Here is a 17,010-nt window from a genome sequence, read left to right as displayed (position 1 = left end):
ATTAAAATAAGATTAACCTGTAAGTAACTGATATGTTATGTAAATGTGTGTTTGTGAGCATTTGAAGGTGATTCGCTCTGTCTTCAAACAGAACGAATCATTTTTAGACGTTATTAGGCTGCTTGGGTTTCAGCGTCTACTTGACGGATCAGATAATCAAAAGCGCCTAATGAAGCGGTAGCACCGCTACCCATCGCAATAATGATTTGCTTATAAGCACTGTTGGTTACATCACCACAAGCAAATACACCAGGAATATTAGTTTGACCTTGGTTATCAACAACGATTTCACCACGATTAGTCAGTTCGATGGTATCTAACCATTCTGTGTTGGGTACTAAACCAATCTGAACAAAAATTCCTGCCAGTTCTACATGATGACTATCACCGGTTGCTCTGTCTGTGTAACTCAGTCCTGTCACTTTAGTGCCATTTCCTAGCACTTCTGTAGTTTGTGCTTGGGTAATAATGTCGATGTTACCCATAGATTTTGCTTTGTTTTGTAGTACTTGGTCAGCACGAAGTTTTGAGTCGAATTCAAGTACTGTCACATGCTCAACGATGCCAGCTAAATCGATAGCAGCTTCAATGCCTGAGTTACCTCCGCCAATTACCGCAACGCGCTTGCCTTTAAATAATGGACCATCGCAGTGTGGGCAATAAGCAACTCCCTTGCCGCGATATTCTTGCTCACCGGGAACGTTCATTTCACGCCAGCGAGCGCCAGTGGCTAATAAAATGGTCTTACTTTGTAAGTAGGCACCAGATTCAAGTTCAAGAGTAAAACCGTTATCAGTAAGCAGTTTATTGGCTCGTTGCCCCTGCATAATGTCAACGTCATAATCTTTAACGTGCTCTTCTAAGTTTGCTACTAACTTAGGTCCTTCAGTAGCTTTTACAGAAACAAAGTTTTCGATGCCAACGGTTTCACTCACTTGACCGCCAAATTTATCGGCGACGATGCCCGTTTTCAAGCCTTTACGGGCAGCGTAAATGGCTGCGCTTGCACCAGCAGGACCTCCGCCCACAACAAGTACATCAAACTCATCTTTTTGATTAATTTTTTCTGCTGCTTTAGTTTCTGAGTTCGTATCAACTTTGGCTAGTATATCTTTTAAAGTAATTCGCCCTTGGCTAAAGCTTTCACCATTTAAAAATACAGATGGCACAGCCATGATATTACGAGCATCAACTTCATCTTGATATACCGCACCATCAATCATCACATTGGTAATGTTTGGGTTGATAGCTGCCATCATATTCAGTGCTTGAATGACATCAGGGCAGTTTTGGCAGCTTAATGAGACGAAGGTTTCAAATTCAAAGGTGCCTTCTAATTGCCGAACTTGCTCGATGATATCTTCATCAAGTTTCATTGGGTGACCGCCAGAGTGTAATAAAGCCAGTACCAATGAGGTAAATTCATGCCCTGTTGGAATGCCAGCAAAGCTTATTCGACTTTGAGTTTCAGGTGAGTATACGGTCATTTCTATAGTGCGATTGCCAGAGACTTCTTTAAGGCTGATCAAACTTGAAAGCTCGGCAATTTCATTCGCCATTTCGTTAAGTTGTTTTGCAGTAGGCGAAGAATCAAGACTGACGTGAAGCTCAATTGGGCGACGCAAGTTTGATAGATAAGCGGATAATTGGTTTTTTAAATTGGTATCTAACATATCAAAGCCCTATAAAAATGCTGAGGGAAAAAGTAGGGCACCAAGGCTGGTGCCCAAAGGGGAAATGGAAATCTAGCTTAGATTTTGCCAACAAGATCTAGAGATGGAGCAAGTGTTTCTTCACCCGGAGTCCAAGCCGCTGGACAAACTTCACCGTCGTGAGTCGCCACATATTGTGCTGCTTGAATTTTACGAAGTAGCTCTTGAGCGCTACGGCCAATACCTAGGTCATGAATTTCAGCGATTTTAATTTCGCCTTCAGGGTTAGCAACAAAAGTACCGCGAAGTGCAACACCGTCTTCTTCAACTAACACACCGAAGTTGCGACTGATAGCTGCAGTAGGGTCACCAATCATTGGGAATTTGATTTTGTTGATGGTGTCAGAAGTATCGTGCCATGCTTTGTGAGTGAAGTGCTTATCAGTCGATACAGCAAATACTTCAACGCCCATTTCTTGCAATTTAGCGTAGTGGTCAGCCATGTCGCCTAGCTCAGTAGGACAAACGAAAGTGAAGTCAGCTGGGTAAAAGAATACTACAGACCACTTACCTAAAAGATCTTGCTCCGTTAGCTCTACAAATTCACCGTTATGGAATGCTGTAGCTGAAAAAGGTTTTACTTTTGTGTTAATCAATGATTGAGACATGGTGTTTGCTCCAGTGTAGGTATAAATTAATTTGGCTTAGTGCCGTGTCGTTGAAGCAAATAATAGAATGATGAGCTTATCTTGTATAACGGATAAAACGAATTGTTATAATCTGAATTTCCGATTACTTTCTGTGATGGCTGTGAAATTTAGTTTTAGTAGGACGTGAAGAAATCATCATTTGCTTAACGGCTTTAACCTGCTCTGTCGTTAACTGTCCATATAAAGAATCTAGGTTTCGATGATCTGATACGTCTATAATGCCTTGAATCGCAGCTGTATCTTCTTTATCGATGCAGATATCGATAAAATGTTGTGTGATCAATCGAGAAAGGCAGTGGCTCTTAAGCCAGATATCTCTGATAGCCATTTCCGCTCTTGAACTATCTCTAGCGACTCGGCACACGGTTAAGAAAGCTAACATACAATCTTCATCTATGAGTTCGGAGCAATTAGTATTCATTTTTTTAAGACAAGCGAACGCTAATTTAGTCTCTTGACTTTGTGCATAGCTGAGTAGCAGATACTTAAAAATGGTTGATGAGAAATGAATACCATATTTTCGTAACTTTTGTCCCCATACCAGTCGATATGCTTCTAAATAGTCTCCAGACTTAATGCAAACGAGCAAATAATTTTTCACTGTAAAAACAGTAGGGTTTTGCTCAAACTTCTGAGTAGAATCCCTCAATACCAAGTCTTTAGCGACAGAGGTATTTAACGGTTCAATACAAGCCGCGACGAGCATACTACAAAATGTCTTTGAGATAGGGATACATTTTAATTGATTATAAAGCAGGTCTTGTGCTTCTATCGCTGAGCTGGGAGTTTTGTCGCTTATACAGTTCTGTAGAAAAGCAATAACCGCGGCCGTTCCTCTCTGAGTGAAAGCTTGTTCTGTGATATACCCTATTTCATTCCTTTTTTTCAAGAACTCAAGGGTTCGGAGAGTCATAAGCTTTGCGTGAGATATTCCTGTTGCTTTACTTAAGTACTCACATGCGTTTTTATAGTGAATATTTTCATACCATGTATGAGAAGGTACACTATCAAGAAAGAAACACACGTTTACGCTATTTTCACCTTTCAAATTTGAAACAAGGTTTATTTCAATTACTCCATCATTGAATAATTGTATTTCTCTGGCAGAACGCTGATAGTCCCCTGTGTATGAGAGTCTATCAGGTTTACTCATTATTTTTTGATGACGCTTTACCGAGGAAGAAGGGGGGCGTTTTTTATGCTCCTCTCTTGGCATTTGAGGATGGAGACGGGAAGGTTGTTCGATGAACAATGGCCAAGGATCTGGCTGAGTAGTTGTAGTTGTTATCGATTCAGGTTGAGGGGCTTCCATTTGTGGAGCATCAGAGGGGATGGCCCACCGCTTCACGAATTGACTCTTCATATCTTCTAGAGGGTCACCCCATGTTTGGTCATCGTTTGAGTCAAACCAAACTTCGCCTGTTGCCTCAGGTACAGGAGGGGATGCTAAAGCATTAGGCAATACTTGTTGACCTGTGGAAGTATGGAATGCGGAAATTATTTCCGGTGAAAAAATTGCATTGGGGAGCACTGGGGCTGGCCCTCGATAAGTAATCGTAACTTCATATTGACCTGAGTTTCCATGATTAGACATTGTTAGTGGGAGTTGTGGACTTATAGATATCGAGGGCTGTGTGAGTTGAGGTTTCCATGTGTATACTGGCTGCTGTGGTGGTTGAGGACTCGAAGCCATTGTGCCCCTAAACAGTTGTTCAAAAAGAGATAGTTACGACAATAGTAAATCGAACATGTCATTTTTATATAGATTTTTATGACATAACTAATAGTTACTTTTTAATCTTTGGAACTGAATTAACTAGATTTAATCGGAAACCCCATTAACAGCTTAACCGTGATGATTTGTGTCGAAGATAAATCATTGTAAAAGTCTTCAATCCGCTCATATTTTGCTGCAGTTATAAATCTAGATACTAGCTCAGGCGCTTTGTTACAGGTACATAATTCAATAAAAGCTTGAGTGATGTGTTTTGTTATATCGTTTTCAGTTAGCCATATTTCTGTTGTTGCCTCATAGGCTAAAGAGGGGTTGTTTGCGACTCTGCATACTGTTAAAAATACTAAAAAACATTGTTCATTTATATATGTTGAGGAGAGGGAGTGTATTTTTTTTAAGCATCCAAGTGCTAGTGTTGCGTTGCGGTCAACTATATAGGTTAACAGTAGATATTTAAATATTTTTGGTGACCAATTAATTTTGGAATTATATAGAGTCTCTCCCAATATCAATTGATAAGCTGATCGACAATCTCCAGATTTGATAAATACGAACAACATATTACAAATTGTATGAGCCTTGAGATTTGTTTTAAATTTACTCAGCATGTCCTGTAACATTTGCTTAGCTTCAGAAACATTGGCCGGTTCAATACAACAAGCGATGTACATGCTGCATATCGTCTCAGTGATTTCTATTAAGGGGAGTTTCGGTATTTGATTGTATAGCATATCCTTTGCTTCCTTTAATGAATCCGGCGTTTTATTTTCAATACAAAACTGAAAAAAAGCGATAACTATCGCAACAAGGTCACTGGTGTTTACTCTTCTTCTAGGTACGCAAATTTTACTTATTTCTTGTAATGTAAACTCTTTGGCTTTTTTTGGACTGAGATGATCTTGCAATTTTCCTTTCATACCTAAATAGTGATAGTGATTCGACCACTTATGAAAGTTCATTTCTTTGAGAGGTAAGGTAACTTCAACATATTCTTGCTCAGGAGCACTACTGTGCAATTTTACCTCTAGCATATTGGCATCGAAAAGTTCTATATTCAAAACCATATCAGTAGGTTGTTTTTGTTTCTGTAATGGTTGGCTATGATTACTTTTATTTTGAGAGAGGAGCACTTGGCTGAATAACCTAGGTGTTGGTTTTGTCATTGCTTGTTGGCGTTCATAAGTACTTTTTTTTGGTGAAATTGAGTTATTCGGTAATGTCACCTGAACAGAGAGCGATTTCTGTGCATGATGAGTCGGAGAAACTTCGTGTCTTTTCTCGATTTGCAACTTATCTAAGTAAGTCGTAAATTCTAAATCATCTTCATCAGTCCATATCATATCTAGCAACTGTGGGCTTTCTGGTGCCTGCGTTGGTGCTGGTTGATAACTATGAAATTTAGCAAATGCTTCTATTGGTTTAGGCACAGGTGGAATAGGGAAACTTGCTTCATATGTCTTTAATTCGTGTGTAGGTTCACTGGTACCTTTCAAGTTTAATCCACTCAATAAAGAGGCCGGAAAAATAGGAGCATTTGGATCAAAGCTTTGAGAGGGGGGGATGTCACCTTGAGTAGCTGAAGCCATTTGTGTTATTCAATAAACTAAGAAACCACTTTATGACTAATGATATAAATTAATAGAGTTTATTATAAATAATCAAAAGTACTATCTAAGAGTGTTCTGTGATTGATTCGGTCTGCAGTTTGGCCTTAATCAATTGGAAGATTTTAATTGAGAATAGCCTCCAATTACCAATCGACTTCGCAAGGATCAAAATTAGGATCAGCTGAAAGACGAATGGCTTCTTCATGTACGTAGCTAAAGGCTCCAACTTCTCCGACTTCTTTAAGTTTTTGGAGCCAATCAGAAGTCATTCTATGTTTTAACATGAGTAAATTACTGCTTTGATGAAATGATGATGTCATTTCATTAAGTCTCTGCTTTTCCCGTTTTAGTTCATTCAACTGCTTAGTGTTGTTGAGTTTTTCATGAATCCGCTCTTGTAAGCCCAAGCCTATATGGTTTTCGAGTAAAGTGACTTTTCCATTACTAAGTTGTTTTCCCAAAAGTAGGCAGGAGTTTATGATCTCAGATTGCTCTGCATCTAATCCCTCACAGTATTGAATAAGTTTGTGGTAAGAGGGTATGGGAAGCGCTGCAACCATACCTATGGTCGCTACTTGGCTTTGAAGAGAACTTGCCACCCCCACTTGCTCGATCGCAGTGTGAAATACATGATGATTTTCCCCATAAAAGGAATCCATTAGGGGAGCATTGGCAGCCTCTGTTATTGCCTCATGTAATTTATTGAGGTTATTGTTGTTTAGCTCATACATGGCTTTAAGTAACCATACTGCAGCATTTTGTTCGTCTTTTTCTATTTCGGAATCAATCAACGAAGCAGAACACTGATCCTGCTGTTCAACAACACACATTGAAAGCAATTGAAATGAAAGGTATTTATTGTTTTGGTAGTCGTTACTTAAAGCTCTAAGTTTTTCTATCGTTTCTTGTTGTGTTTTGCTTGTGAGAATAATAAATGCAAATTTAGCTTCAAAAGTGGTCAATTTTGATAGTTCATTAACGAGTCTTGGCATCTTGAGTAAGTCATTTTCTAATGAATATTGCTCTAGTTGCTCAAATAGCTGGGCTATTGTTGATTCATCACAGGTACGAATTTGGGGATAAGTGGTGAGTTCAACTTCGGCATGTTTTGCCAAAGTCTTAGGCTTGTAACTAGCTGTTAGCGTAGATATTAGAGTTGCTTTATCTAGCGAGGTATTGTGTGTTTCAATGGTATTGAATATGGGCTTTGTATGGACAAGGTAAAATGTAAACAAAGCCAGAATTAGAGCCAAAAATGAAGCAGTCCAAATTGCTTGTCTCATTATTAATCCTTTAATGATGTAGTTTACGTACTATGAGGATTAATATACATAGATTGACATAATTGCTCAAAAATCATTCGCGCTGATTTGAGCTTGTAAGGACTGAAGTATATTAAGAAAAGCTGAGATTCAGAAAGACAAAAGCCTCGCATTGCTGCAAGGCCTTCTAAATTTTGGCAGGGGTGGAGAGATTCGAACTCACAACATCCGGTTTTGGAGACCGGCGCTCTACCAATTGGAGCTACACCCCTGTGGACGAGGTGCATTATGCTCAAAGCCTTTATAAAGGTAAAGGACTTTTTTACTTCAGGCTTGTTAATTGCAGTTTTTTCAAGCAAGTGAAGAAGCTGAGTTATTTTTAGCATTAACTTTTGTGCATTTCTATACAGAACAGCGGTCAATTAGGTAAACTTGATGAAACTATTTTTGAGAGGTAAATCATGTTTATCATTCGTTGGCTGCTAGGTCGCATCATTTTATTTTTTAATTTTATCTTTGCTCCTGCAAAACCAAATCATAGCTCAGAGACTCAAGCCAAGTTAGACGAGCTAACGAGAAACCTTAAGCTTTATCAATATAATGCGTGTCCTTTTTGCGTAAAAGTTCGTCGTGCTATTCGCCGCTTAGGCTTAAATATCGAGGTGGTGGACGCTAAGGCAGATCAACATCAACAAGATTTGACCAATTTAGGTGGACGCTCAATGGTACCTTGTTTACGTATTGAAGAAGAAGGCAAAGTAACCTGGATGTATGAATCATCGGATATTATCGCTTATCTAGAAGATCTATCATCTAAATAAAATAAAGCATGAAAGGAGCTACTATGACAGTACTGAGACTAATGCCAATTTTCCTCGCTGCTAGTCTATCTGCTTGTAGTAGCAAGCCAACAGTAACCAATGCTGATTACGCTGGCCAAGTAAGAGATAGCTTTACCACTGAAACGAGAACAGGTGGTATAAAGCTTTTTACTTATAAAGTGTGGCGAACTTCTCCGTTAGAAAGGAGTGGTTCTTTACCTAACCGACAGCGATTAAATGTGAAGATGAAATCTCGCTCGGAGTTACTTCGTGAGCTGCGGGCTAGAGAAAAGCGAATTGCTCAATGGGAGGCGGCAGTCGAATACGGGTTAACGCGTACCCTCGGGCAAAGTCGTTACTGTAAAGATGGTTATATTGAACTAGATCGTACTGTGTTAGATAAAGAAGTCATGATACGAGGTGAATGCCGAGATGGTGAAGAATAGCTCTAATACCAACTATGCCTTAGATTGAACTTTAGCTTTGCAACTACCGCGTTGTAATTCCTCACCATAGCTACGGCTATGATTCGTCATTGCGCCTTGTATTTCCTTTGCTAAAGCTCTCCTATAAACATAGTTAATTAATGTGAATGGTATAAATCGTTATATTGCGGTTTGTTTAATCGAGATCAAAGTTTAGGGTGATAATACTTGAGTGAAATAGTCGGGATTGATAGTCTCGCTTTATCTATTGAAAGAGGTATCACCAATGACTAAGCAAGAAAATACTGAAACTCAAAACCATGAAGCCGCAGAGTTAGAGCAAAGCCCTGAGCTTGAGACAACACAATCAGAAGAAAAAGAAGCACCGTCTTTCTGTTGTGGTTCTTGCTCTTAACCTTTTAAAACAGAATAAAAAAAAGGCGCTCTAAGCGCCTTTTTTTATCTGAGAATTCGATTATTTATCTGAAACCATTTTCTTAAAGTAATCAACCGCTTTACTAAAAATGCTACCTTCTTTTACTTCGTTTAATGTGACCAGTGGGAATTGTGCCACTTCTTTACCGTTCACTTGAAAATATAAGCGACCAACGGTTTCCCCTTTGGCGATAGGCGCTTCGATTGGTTTGCTTAATTCAAACTTCGCTTCAATATTCTTAGCATTGGCACGACTAATCGTAATAGGCGTGTCCATATTGACACCTAAATCAACATTTGGGCGATCACCGAACCAGATTTTTTGAGTAACAAAAGTATCGCCAGCTTTATAAGGTGTTAGCGTTTCGTAGAAACGGAAGCCGTAATTTAACAGTTTTTTACTTTCAGCTTTGCGAGCCGTGCTACTTTTTGCACCCATAACCACTGAAATCAAACGCATATCACCTTTGGTTGCTGAAGCAACAAGGTTGAAGCCTGCGCCAGATGTGTGACCGGTTTTTATGCCGTCCACTTTCATGCTTTTATCCCACAGCAAGCTATTGCGGTTATATTGTTTGATACCGTTAAATTTAAATGATTTCTCTTTGTAAATAGCATACTCGTCAGGTACATCTCGAATAAGAGCAGCGCCGAGCAATGCCATATCATAAGCGGTGGTTTTATGTTGGTTTGAATCTAAGCCATGAGAATTTTCAAAGTGACTGTCTTGCATGCCAAGTTGCTTGGCCCATGAGTTCATTAAGTCAACGAAACCGTCTTCAGTACCTGCAATATGCTCAGCCATAGCAACACAAGCATCGTTACCTGATTGAATAATAATGCCGCGGTTTAAATCTGCAACACTGACTTTTTTTCCAACCTCAATGAACATTTTTGAGGAGTCAGGAAAGTTTTTAGACCATGCTTTTTTTGAAATAGTCACTTCATCTGCGTCTTTGATGTTACCAACTTTCATTTCGTGACCAATGACATAGCTGGTCATCATCTTGGTTAAACTGGCAGGGTTGAGTGATTCGTATGCGTTTTCCTCTGCAATGATTTTACCGGTTTTGTAATCCATTAACACAAAGGCTTTGGCGGCGACTTTAGGAGCATCGGGTATGACAACTGGGGCTGCTAGAGAAGAAAAGGAAACAAAAGAGAGCAGCAAAGCTTTACAAGAAAATTTCATCATTAATAAGGCACGTTTTTAGTTAAAAATTAAAAAAGTTGGCTGAAGTATAACATTAATTCAGTTAATTATGACTGTTATAAAATCATAAGGTTCAGCGAAATAACAAATAAAACTTACGAAAGTATAAGTTGGTATAACTCTATTTTTCAGACAAAATGAAACTTTTGGGGTAGCCGTCAGCTTTAAGTTTTTCTAATATTTTTTCAGCTAAAGTGGTTTCACTCATAGGGCCAACTTGTAAACGAAATAGACCTTTAACGGCCTGTAATCGAGTTGACAGTTTATATTTCGACTGTATTTGGTTAGCAAGCGATGTCAGTCGAATTTTATCTTTTGATGCGACAAGCTGAATATACAATTGGGTTCGAGTCGCGGACTCAAGGTTCGTATTGAGTGCAGAAGGGGAATCAAAATGAATGGCTTCCAACTTAACATTCGCTACGCCTTGTTTAAGCATTCCTAATTTGTAGGCCGCCGCATAAGATAAATCAATGACTCTTCCATTATGAAAAGGGCCACGGTCATTCACTCTTACAATTACAGATTTATGGTTTTCGAGGTTAGTAACCTTAACATAGCTCGGTAAAGGCAGCGATTTATGGGCGGCTGACATTGAGTACATATCATAAATTTCACCGTTCGAGGTGTGGTAGCCATGAAATTTCTTGCCATAATAGGAGGCTTTACCAATAGCGACATAATCTTTGGACGATGGTAATACTTGGTATTTTTTATTAAATACCTCATAGGTTTTATTACCTTGGCGCGAGTGAGGCTCATATTTGGGGTGTGCATCTTTGATTTGTGATAAATCGGGAGGATTTACCGGCGCTTTGTCATCTGACAAATGGTAGCGGCTGCTGCTACAGCCGCCAAGGATCAATATGAGCGTAAGTCCAATGAATAGGTTACTGATTTTCATGAGCGTGCTTGAGCTGTTGGCTGAATTGATATACCGCCATTGCATATAAAGGACTGCGGTTATAACGCGTGATGACATAAAAATTGTTTAGCCCTAGCCAGTATTCTTTAGCGTTAGGCTGATCTAAAGCAATAAGCATAGCTGGCTGGGAAACATCAATGTCCATATTGTGTTTTAAAAATACTTGTGAAGACAAAATATCACTGGCCTTCAACTTCAAACGTTCACCACTCCATACCTTAGCTTTGGGAGCAACATTGTTAACAGTGGTTAGCTGTAGAGTCACAGGTTGACCCAATTGCCATCTATGCTTGTGCAAATAATTTGCAACGCTTCCTATCGCATCTATCGGGCTGCCAATAAGATCACGGCTTCCGTCCTTATCAAAATCTACAGCATAATGGCGGTAACTGGATGAAATGAACTGACCGTATCCCATCGCGCCTGCATATGAGCCTTTAAGGTTATTGATATCTAGATGCTCTTCTTTGACTAATTGCATTAGATTACTGAGTTCACTTCGGAAAAATTTACCACGAGGAGGGTAGTAAAATCCAAGCGTATAAAGGGAGTCTAAAACTGAATAACGTCCTAAGTAATTCCCATAAAAGGTTTCAATACCAATAATAGCGACAATGACTTCGGGATCAACTTGGAACTGTTTAGAGGCTTTAGCAATGGTCGTTTGGTGTTGCTTCCAAAACCTCAATCCTGCATTGAGACGCTTTTCGGTTAAAAACAGTGGGTAATACTTGTACCAAGGCTTTGCTTCCCACGGACGAGTGATGGCATCAATGACTTCTTGATTAAATTTTGCTTGTTTAAGTAACTGCTGAACTTCAGCTCTGTCCATGCCTTTATCCACTTGCTGCTGAATAAAGTCATCTTTTAGCTTTAATTCTGGAGCTGGTGGCACAGAGGAGCTTGCACAACCTGATGCCGCTAACGCTAGTATGGGGAAGATAGAGCGAATGAAGCGCATAACAAAGAGTCCTTTTTATCAACGATTAATAAAGCGTCTATGAGTGCTTACGCTCATTAAAATACCAAAACCAATCATTAGGCTAATCATAGAAGTTCCACCATAGCTGATCAATGGTAGGGGGACTCCCACTACTGGTAAAATACCAGAAACCATTCCAATGTTAACGAAGATATAAACAAAAAAGGTCAAAGTGATACTGCCTGCTAATAAGCGAGCAAAGCTGGTTTGAGCGCGTGAAGCGATAACGAGACCTCGTCCAATCACATAAAGATAGATGGCTAATAAAATAAGACTACCAATGAGGCCGAACTCTTCTCCAATCACGGCAAAAATAAAATCGGTATGGCGCTCTGGCAAAAACTCTAATTGAGATTGAGTGCCATGCAGCCAACCTTTCCCCCATAATCCACCAGAGCCAATTGCTATTTGTGATTGAATAATATGATAGCCTGCGCCTAAAGGATCTTTTTCTGGGTCAAGTAAAGTGAGTACACGAGTGCGTTGGTAATCGTGCATTAAGTAAAACCAGAGTATAGGCAGAAATGCGAGCGCAGAACCAATAAGGCCAAGCACAATTCTCCAGCTCATCCCCGATAAAAACAGTACAAAAATACCAGATGAGGCAACTAAAATAGAGGTGCCTAAGTCGGGTTGTTTGGCGATCAGAAGTGTTGGTACCAGTAAGAGCACCGCGGCACCTGCAAGGTAGCGTTTTTTGGGTGGTAATGGGAACTTGCTAATATACCAAGCCATGGTAATCGGGAAAGCGAGCTTCATTAGCTCTGATGGTTGGAATTCCATAAAACCGATATTTAGCCAGCGCTGAGCTCCTTTATTCACTTCACCGAAAAAGTGCACACCAACAAGTAACACAACCCCCGTGATATAAATAGGTAAAGCCCACCGCCTTAGTACTTCTGGATTGATTTGTGCCATAAATAGCATGGCTCCAAGTGCAAGTACCATGCGGACAGCCTGTCTCTCCACCATAGCGATGTTGGTACCACTGGCAGAGTAAATCGCAAATGCGCCATAAATCATCAGGGCCATAAGGCCTATTAGCAATGGTAAATCAATATGCATTCGGCGCCAGATATTTGGGCGATAGTGTTGAGAGTTCATTTTGGTTTACCCGATGTTTGTGGCCGTAACAGATATTCATCTAGCATGGCTTTCGCTACAGGTCCTGCGTTTTCTCCACCCCAGCCCGCATTTTCTAGTACAACCGAAACAACGATAGTAGGGTTTTCATAGGGAGCGTAAGCGACGATAAGTGCGTTATCTCTATGTCGTTCTTTAATGGCTTTTTCATCATACTTAGCATCTTGAGCAACACTGACCACTTGAGCGGTTCCCGTCTTCATTGCTGCTTTGTATGGAGAATGTTTAAAACGCATTTTATCAGCTGTTCGGAACATTGAGTCGTTCACGATTTCCCAATTTTGAGGGTCCTTAAGGGTAATAGGAGGAAGCTCGTCGACGGGGGCCGGTACATTGCTTTGGCTATTTTGCATTGAGCGCAAAAGGTGTGGCATATAGCGTCGACCGTGATTAGCCAAGATAGCAGTGGCATTTGCCATTTGCAGTGGCGTTGCTGTCCAATAGCCTTGTCCAATACCGATAGAAATCGTATCACCAATATACCAAGGTTGTTCATACTTTAGTTGTTTCCAATCTCGAGTTGGCATGTTGCCTGGGGATTCTTCAAAAATGTCGATGCCAGAGTTTTCACCAAAGCCAAACGGCATCATAAACTCTGAAATCCTGTCAATTCCCAATTTATAGGCCATCTCGTAGAAGAAAGTATCACAAGAGTCAATAATGGCATGATGAACATCTACCCAGCCGTGTCCCCAGCGTTTCCAGTCGCGGTACTTATGCTCGACATTAGGGATTTGCCAAAAGCCCGGATCCCAAATTCGGGTTTTTTCATCAACCACATCATCTTCAAGCCCCGCTAAAGCCATTAAAGGCTTAATAGTCGAAGCTGGGGCATATTGCCCTTGAGTTGCTCGATTAATAAGAGGGCGAGATTTATCAGCTAATAATGAGCGATAAGCCTTACCTGAAATACCATGAACGAATTGGTTAGGGTCATAACTGGGGCTAGAAGCGAGCGCAAGAATACCTCCATCACGAGGATCTATGGCTACAACAGATCCGCGACGCCCAGCTAACATTTCCATTGCTTTTTGCTGTAATTTGATATCAATCGTAAGATATATATCTTGCCCTGGGGTTGGGGGAGTGCTCTCTAAAGTACGAATGGTCCGGCCACGGTTGTTGACTTCTTCTTCTAAGTGGCCTGGAGTGCCATGAAGCAAGCTTTCATAATAGCGCTCTATACCTTGCTTACCTATGTCTTTAGTTGCTGCGTAATTTTTCCATTCGCCATTATCTTCAAGCTTGGCTCTGTCTCTGTGATTGATTTTCCCTACATACCCTAAAACATGGGTCATCATCGGGCCAAAAGGGTAATAGCGTTTTAAGCCTGCCTCAACATAAACACCAGGAAATTTGTATTGGTTTACACTGAATACCGCTACCTGCTCTTCAGTTAAACGCGTTTTTAAAGTAAGAGGTTTAAAGCGACGTTGATACTTCATTGACTCATTAAACGTATCAACCTCATCGCTGGATAAATCAACCACTTGTTGCAAGCGTTGCAATGTATCCGGAAGATTTTCGACCTTTTCTGGGAGTACTTGTAATGAGTAAAATGGTCGGTTTTCAGCTAATAATACGCCGTTGCGGTCATAAATTAGACCACGGTTAGGGCCAACAGGTACGACTCGAATGCGGTTGTCATTAGAGCGAGTGGAGTAATCTCGATAGCTTTCTACTTGAAGATGATAAAGATTGAAAAGCAGCAAGCTGATCATCAAGAGCACGCACACGAAAGTGAATAAGGCTCGTCGTTTAAATAAGGACGCTTCAGCGGCGTGATCATGTATGGTCATTCGCTTTTTAGGCGACACAGAATATCTCCATCTTTAAATCTATTCCCTGTGATAGGGATGATTATTATTAATGCTCCAAGCGCGGTATAAACTCTCGGCCACTACAATTCGCACTAATGGATGCGGCATTGTTAGGGCAGATAAACACCAACTTTGTTGTGCAGCCTGTTTACAGGCGGGGGCTAAGCCTTCAGGGCCACCGATTAATAAACTGACATCTCGACCATCAAGTTGCCACTTATTTAATGTGGTTGCAAGTTCTGGTGTCGTAAAGTTTTTTCCCGGTAAATCTAGACTAACAATATGATTGCCTTTAGGGATGGCGGCCAACATTTGTTCGCCTTCCTTCTGCAAAATACGGGCGATATCAGCATTTTTCCCACGCTTACCAGCTGGAATTTCGATTAATTCTAGTGGCATATCTCTTGGAAAACGACGTTGATATTCTTGGAAGCCTTGGGTAACCCAAGCCGGCATTTTAGTACCAACAGCGATCAATTGAAGTTTCATAATATTCTAAGAAAAAGTAAAAAAGCATTGAAAGGAGAATTGCACCACAATGCTTTTCTTATTGAAAGGTGAAGTTGATCAATTCAACCATTAGGCGTGGTTATCTGACCATAGTTTTTCAAGCTGATAGAAGTCACGAGTGTGATCTTGCATCACATGCAAAATGACATTACCCATATCAACGAGTACCCATTCGCTACCATCGCGTCCTTCAACGCCAAGCGGAGGAATGCCAGCGTTTTTGCTTTCTAGTGCAACATGCTCTGCGATCGATTTAACGTGGGTTTTGGATGTGCCAGAGCAAATGACCATATATTCAGTGATGGTGGATTTTTCTTTTACGTCTAGTTCAACGATATCTCTAGCTTTAAGATCTTCAATCTTATCAACAATAAATGCTTTTAACTCTGCGCTCTGCACGCCATATACCTCAATGAAACGGAGTAGCGGCGCAGTATAGCAAGAATAAGTAGGAAATTATATGAACTGAATGATACATAATTTGTTGAGACTATATATCTTCAAGGTTTAATTCTCCTAAAAGCATAACGCAATCCACATAACCGTTGCCGGCTGCATAATCTGATGCCGTATTTCCTTTTGAGTCTCTGATACTTGGATCAGCTTGAGCTTTAAGGAGTTTATCTACAACCTGATAGTGGCCTTTGATCGCTGCAAAATGCAAAGGTGTGCAGCCGGCAGAGTCTGTTGCATTTGGCATTAATCCCTTTAAGATTAAATAATCTATAACGCTCAGACTTTTTGTCTGAGCTGCAATATGTAAGCAAGAAGAGCCTGCTGAATCTTTGTCATGAATATTTGCTCCTTGATGTAATAAAAACTTAATACAGCTGAGAGAATCTGAAGCTGCAGCAAAATGGATGCAATTAGCTCCATTGTTACTCACCACACTCGAATCTGCATTTTTAAAAAATAGGTAGGTGAGGATATCGAGTTGCCCACTGTGACAAGCTAAATGCAATGCAGTCCGCCCTTTTTTATCTTGATAGTTGATCTCTAAACCTGCCTGTAATGCCTTTTTAACTATATTCAGATCATGAGCTTTCACAGCTAAATGAAGTAAAGATTGGGCATCTTTATTTTTACACTGAATATCAGCAGAAGCATCAACGAGCTGCTGAAACATAGCTTCATTTTTGCTGCTAACAGCTGCCATTAATGGCACTGTTCCATCCGAGTTTAGTTTTGAGGGGTTGGCACCAGAATCAATGAGAAGTTTGACTATATTCGAATGACCAGCTCTTGTGGCTATAGAAAGCAGAGTGCGGCCGTCTGAGGTGAGTTTATTTACATCGACGCCCTTAGCGAGTTTATGTTTAGCTTTATCTATTAAGCCTGCTTCACAGCAATGGGCTAACTTTTTGTTGCTCTTATTTAGTTTAACTTCCACTCGAACAAAGTATTGCCTATATGATTTTCCACCGGCCAAAGAGGCTTTATTGCTAGAAGTATGAGCCATCCAACAATACGCATTCGAATCCATATAAAAAGAAAGTAATGCGTTTGTGCTTCTTCGCAGTTCTACGTTTGCGCTTATTCTGTCATCATTTTCGAATTCAACCCTAAATATTTTGCCTTCTAACGTGGAAAAACGGGTAATTAGCTGCGTATTAAACTCATGCTCACCATTACTCAGTGTTTGGATTTGAATTTTTTCAGTAGAATCTGTTTGTGGTGCGCAAGCGGCCATAATACATATCTCTTATTTGAGGTTACTGGCATATTAGTTGTTTGCTGTATGAAAAAATAATTAATACAGATTAAACATAA

The 17,010-nt window shown here is 40.2% G+C and carries 16 protein-coding genes and 1 tRNA gene; 3 read left to right on the top strand and 14 right to left on the bottom strand.

Annotation, left to right across the window (positions count from 1 at the left end):
• Positions 1 to 113 precede the first annotated feature (113 nt).
• From ahpF to AC1EU0_RS01180, 6 genes are all read right to left on the bottom strand, one after another.
• A complete protein-coding gene (ahpF, locus tag AC1EU0_RS01205; RefSeq protein WP_480300058.1) occupies positions 114 to 1,673 on the bottom strand; it encodes an alkyl hydroperoxide reductase subunit F in 1,560 nt (519 codons plus the stop codon).
• A 77-nt stretch (positions 1,674 to 1,750) separates the two neighbouring features.
• On the bottom strand, positions 1,751 to 2,320 hold the full coding sequence (gene ahpC, locus AC1EU0_RS01200; RefSeq protein WP_480300057.1) for an alkyl hydroperoxide reductase subunit C: 570 nt from the start codon (positions 2,318 to 2,320) through the stop codon (positions 1,751 to 1,753).
• Positions 2,321 to 2,444: 124 nt separating this feature from the next.
• Complete coding sequence (locus AC1EU0_RS01195) at positions 2,445 to 4,055, bottom strand: hypothetical protein (RefSeq protein WP_480300056.1); 1,611 nt, start codon at positions 4,053 to 4,055, stop codon at positions 2,445 to 2,447.
• Positions 4,056 to 4,174: 119 nt separating this feature from the next.
• Positions 4,175 to 5,683 carry a hypothetical protein gene (locus tag AC1EU0_RS01190; protein ID WP_480300055.1) on the bottom strand — a complete coding sequence of 503 codons (1,509 nt, stop codon included), beginning with the start codon at positions 5,681 to 5,683 and terminating at the stop codon, positions 4,175 to 4,177.
• A 164-nt stretch (positions 5,684 to 5,847) separates the two neighbouring features.
• Positions 5,848 to 6,987, bottom strand: coding sequence for a hypothetical protein (locus AC1EU0_RS01185; protein ID WP_480300054.1), 1,140 nt, complete (start codon positions 6,985 to 6,987; stop codon positions 5,848 to 5,850).
• Between the two features lie 174 nt (positions 6,988 to 7,161).
• Positions 7,162 to 7,238 (bottom strand) — tRNA-Trp (locus AC1EU0_RS01180).
• A 189-nt stretch (positions 7,239 to 7,427) separates the two neighbouring features.
• Between AC1EU0_RS01180 and AC1EU0_RS01175 the strand changes: the two genes are divergently transcribed.
• The 3 genes from AC1EU0_RS01175 to AC1EU0_RS01165 all read left to right on the top strand — a co-directional run bounded on the left by AC1EU0_RS01175 (position 7,428) and on the right by AC1EU0_RS01165 (position 8,627).
• Positions 7,428 to 7,787, top strand: coding sequence for a glutaredoxin family protein (locus AC1EU0_RS01175; protein WP_480300053.1), 360 nt, complete (start codon positions 7,428 to 7,430; stop codon positions 7,785 to 7,787).
• Positions 7,788 to 7,810: 23 nt separating this feature from the next.
• Positions 7,811 to 8,233, top strand: coding sequence for a hypothetical protein (locus AC1EU0_RS01170; RefSeq protein WP_480300052.1), 423 nt, complete (start codon positions 7,811 to 7,813; stop codon positions 8,231 to 8,233).
• A gap of 265 nt (positions 8,234 to 8,498) precedes the next feature.
• A complete protein-coding gene (locus tag AC1EU0_RS01165; protein WP_480300051.1) occupies positions 8,499 to 8,627 on the top strand; it encodes a hypothetical protein in 129 nt (42 codons plus the stop codon).
• A 60-nt stretch (positions 8,628 to 8,687) separates the two neighbouring features.
• Here AC1EU0_RS01165 and AC1EU0_RS01160 read toward each other — a convergent pair whose 3' ends face one another.
• The 8 genes from AC1EU0_RS01160 to AC1EU0_RS01125 all read right to left on the bottom strand — a co-directional run bounded on the left by AC1EU0_RS01160 (position 8,688) and on the right by AC1EU0_RS01125 (position 16,930).
• Complete coding sequence (locus AC1EU0_RS01160) at positions 8,688 to 9,842, bottom strand: serine hydrolase (protein ID WP_480300050.1); 1,155 nt, start codon at positions 9,840 to 9,842, stop codon at positions 8,688 to 8,690.
• Positions 9,843 to 9,981: 139 nt separating this feature from the next.
• Positions 9,982 to 10,764 carry a septal ring lytic transglycosylase RlpA family protein gene (locus AC1EU0_RS01155; protein ID WP_480300049.1) on the bottom strand — a complete coding sequence of 261 codons (783 nt, stop codon included), beginning with the start codon at positions 10,762 to 10,764 and terminating at the stop codon, positions 9,982 to 9,984.
• Positions 10,751 to 11,746 (bottom strand): lytic murein transglycosylase B, encoded by a 996-nt coding sequence (gene mltB, locus AC1EU0_RS01150; protein WP_480300048.1) that lies wholly within the window; start codon positions 11,744 to 11,746, stop codon positions 10,751 to 10,753. The genes AC1EU0_RS01155 and mltB overlap by 14 nt, the downstream gene beginning before the upstream one ends.
• An 18-nt stretch (positions 11,747 to 11,764) precedes the next feature.
• The gene (rodA, locus tag AC1EU0_RS01145; RefSeq protein WP_480300047.1) at positions 11,765 to 12,871 is read right to left on the bottom strand and encodes a rod shape-determining protein RodA; all 1,107 of its coding nucleotides are present in this window, start codon (positions 12,869 to 12,871) and stop codon (positions 11,765 to 11,767) included.
• The gene (gene mrdA / locus AC1EU0_RS01140; RefSeq protein WP_480300046.1) at positions 12,868 to 14,727 is read right to left on the bottom strand and encodes a penicillin-binding protein 2; all 1,860 of its coding nucleotides are present in this window, start codon (positions 14,725 to 14,727) and stop codon (positions 12,868 to 12,870) included. Before mrdA ends, rodA begins: the two co-directional genes overlap by 4 nt.
• Positions 14,728 to 14,748: 21 nt before the next feature.
• Positions 14,749 to 15,219 (bottom strand): 23S rRNA (pseudouridine(1915)-N(3))-methyltransferase RlmH, encoded by a 471-nt coding sequence (rlmH, locus tag AC1EU0_RS01135; RefSeq protein WP_480300045.1) that lies wholly within the window; start codon positions 15,217 to 15,219, stop codon positions 14,749 to 14,751.
• Between the two features lie 90 nt (positions 15,220 to 15,309).
• Complete coding sequence (rsfS, locus tag AC1EU0_RS01130) at positions 15,310 to 15,639, bottom strand: ribosome silencing factor (protein ID WP_121838563.1); 330 nt, start codon at positions 15,637 to 15,639, stop codon at positions 15,310 to 15,312.
• A gap of 91 nt (positions 15,640 to 15,730) precedes the next feature.
• A complete protein-coding gene (locus tag AC1EU0_RS01125) occupies positions 15,731 to 16,930 on the bottom strand; it encodes an ankyrin repeat domain-containing protein (RefSeq protein WP_480300044.1) in 1,200 nt (399 codons plus the stop codon).
• Between the last annotated feature and the right edge of the window lie 80 nt (positions 16,931 to 17,010).

The sequence above is a fragment of the Parashewanella sp. 2210YD4-3 genome (assembly GCF_056591735.1).
This window is presented reverse-complemented; position numbering and strand designations above follow the sequence as displayed.

Excerpts from the sequence above, each read along its gene's own strand:
- ahpF (WP_480300058.1), bottom strand. The coding sequence starts at position 1,673 with ATGTTAGATACCAATTTAAAAAACCAATTATCCGCTTATCTATCAAAC.
- ahpC (WP_480300057.1), bottom strand. The coding sequence starts at position 2,320 with ATGTCTCAATCATTGATTAACACAAAAGTAAAACCTTTTTCAGCTACA.
- AC1EU0_RS01195 (WP_480300056.1), bottom strand. The coding sequence starts at position 4,055 with ATGGCTTCGAGTCCTCAACCACCACAGCAGCCAGTATACACATGGAAA.
- AC1EU0_RS01190 (WP_480300055.1), bottom strand. The coding sequence starts at position 5,683 with ATGGCTTCAGCTACTCAAGGTGACATCCCCCCCTCTCAAAGCTTTGAT.
- AC1EU0_RS01185 (WP_480300054.1), bottom strand. The coding sequence starts at position 6,987 with ATGAGACAAGCAATTTGGACTGCTTCATTTTTGGCTCTAATTCTGGCT.
- AC1EU0_RS01175 (WP_480300053.1), top strand. The coding sequence starts at position 7,428 with ATGTTTATCATTCGTTGGCTGCTAGGTCGCATCATTTTATTTTTTAAT.
- AC1EU0_RS01170 (WP_480300052.1), top strand. The coding sequence starts at position 7,811 with ATGACAGTACTGAGACTAATGCCAATTTTCCTCGCTGCTAGTCTATCT.
- AC1EU0_RS01165 (WP_480300051.1), top strand. The coding sequence starts at position 8,499 with ATGACTAAGCAAGAAAATACTGAAACTCAAAACCATGAAGCCGCAGAG.
- AC1EU0_RS01160 (WP_480300050.1), bottom strand. The coding sequence starts at position 9,842 with ATGATGAAATTTTCTTGTAAAGCTTTGCTGCTCTCTTTTGTTTCCTTT.
- AC1EU0_RS01155 (WP_480300049.1), bottom strand. The coding sequence starts at position 10,764 with ATGAAAATCAGTAACCTATTCATTGGACTTACGCTCATATTGATCCTT.
- mltB (WP_480300048.1), bottom strand. The coding sequence starts at position 11,746 with ATGCGCTTCATTCGCTCTATCTTCCCCATACTAGCGTTAGCGGCATCA.
- rodA (WP_480300047.1), bottom strand. The coding sequence starts at position 12,871 with ATGAACTCTCAACACTATCGCCCAAATATCTGGCGCCGAATGCATATT.
- rlmH (WP_480300045.1), bottom strand. The coding sequence starts at position 15,219 with ATGAAACTTCAATTGATCGCTGTTGGTACTAAAATGCCGGCTTGGGTT.
- AC1EU0_RS01125 (WP_480300044.1), bottom strand. The coding sequence starts at position 16,930 with ATGGCCGCTTGCGCACCACAAACAGATTCTACTGAAAAAATTCAAATC.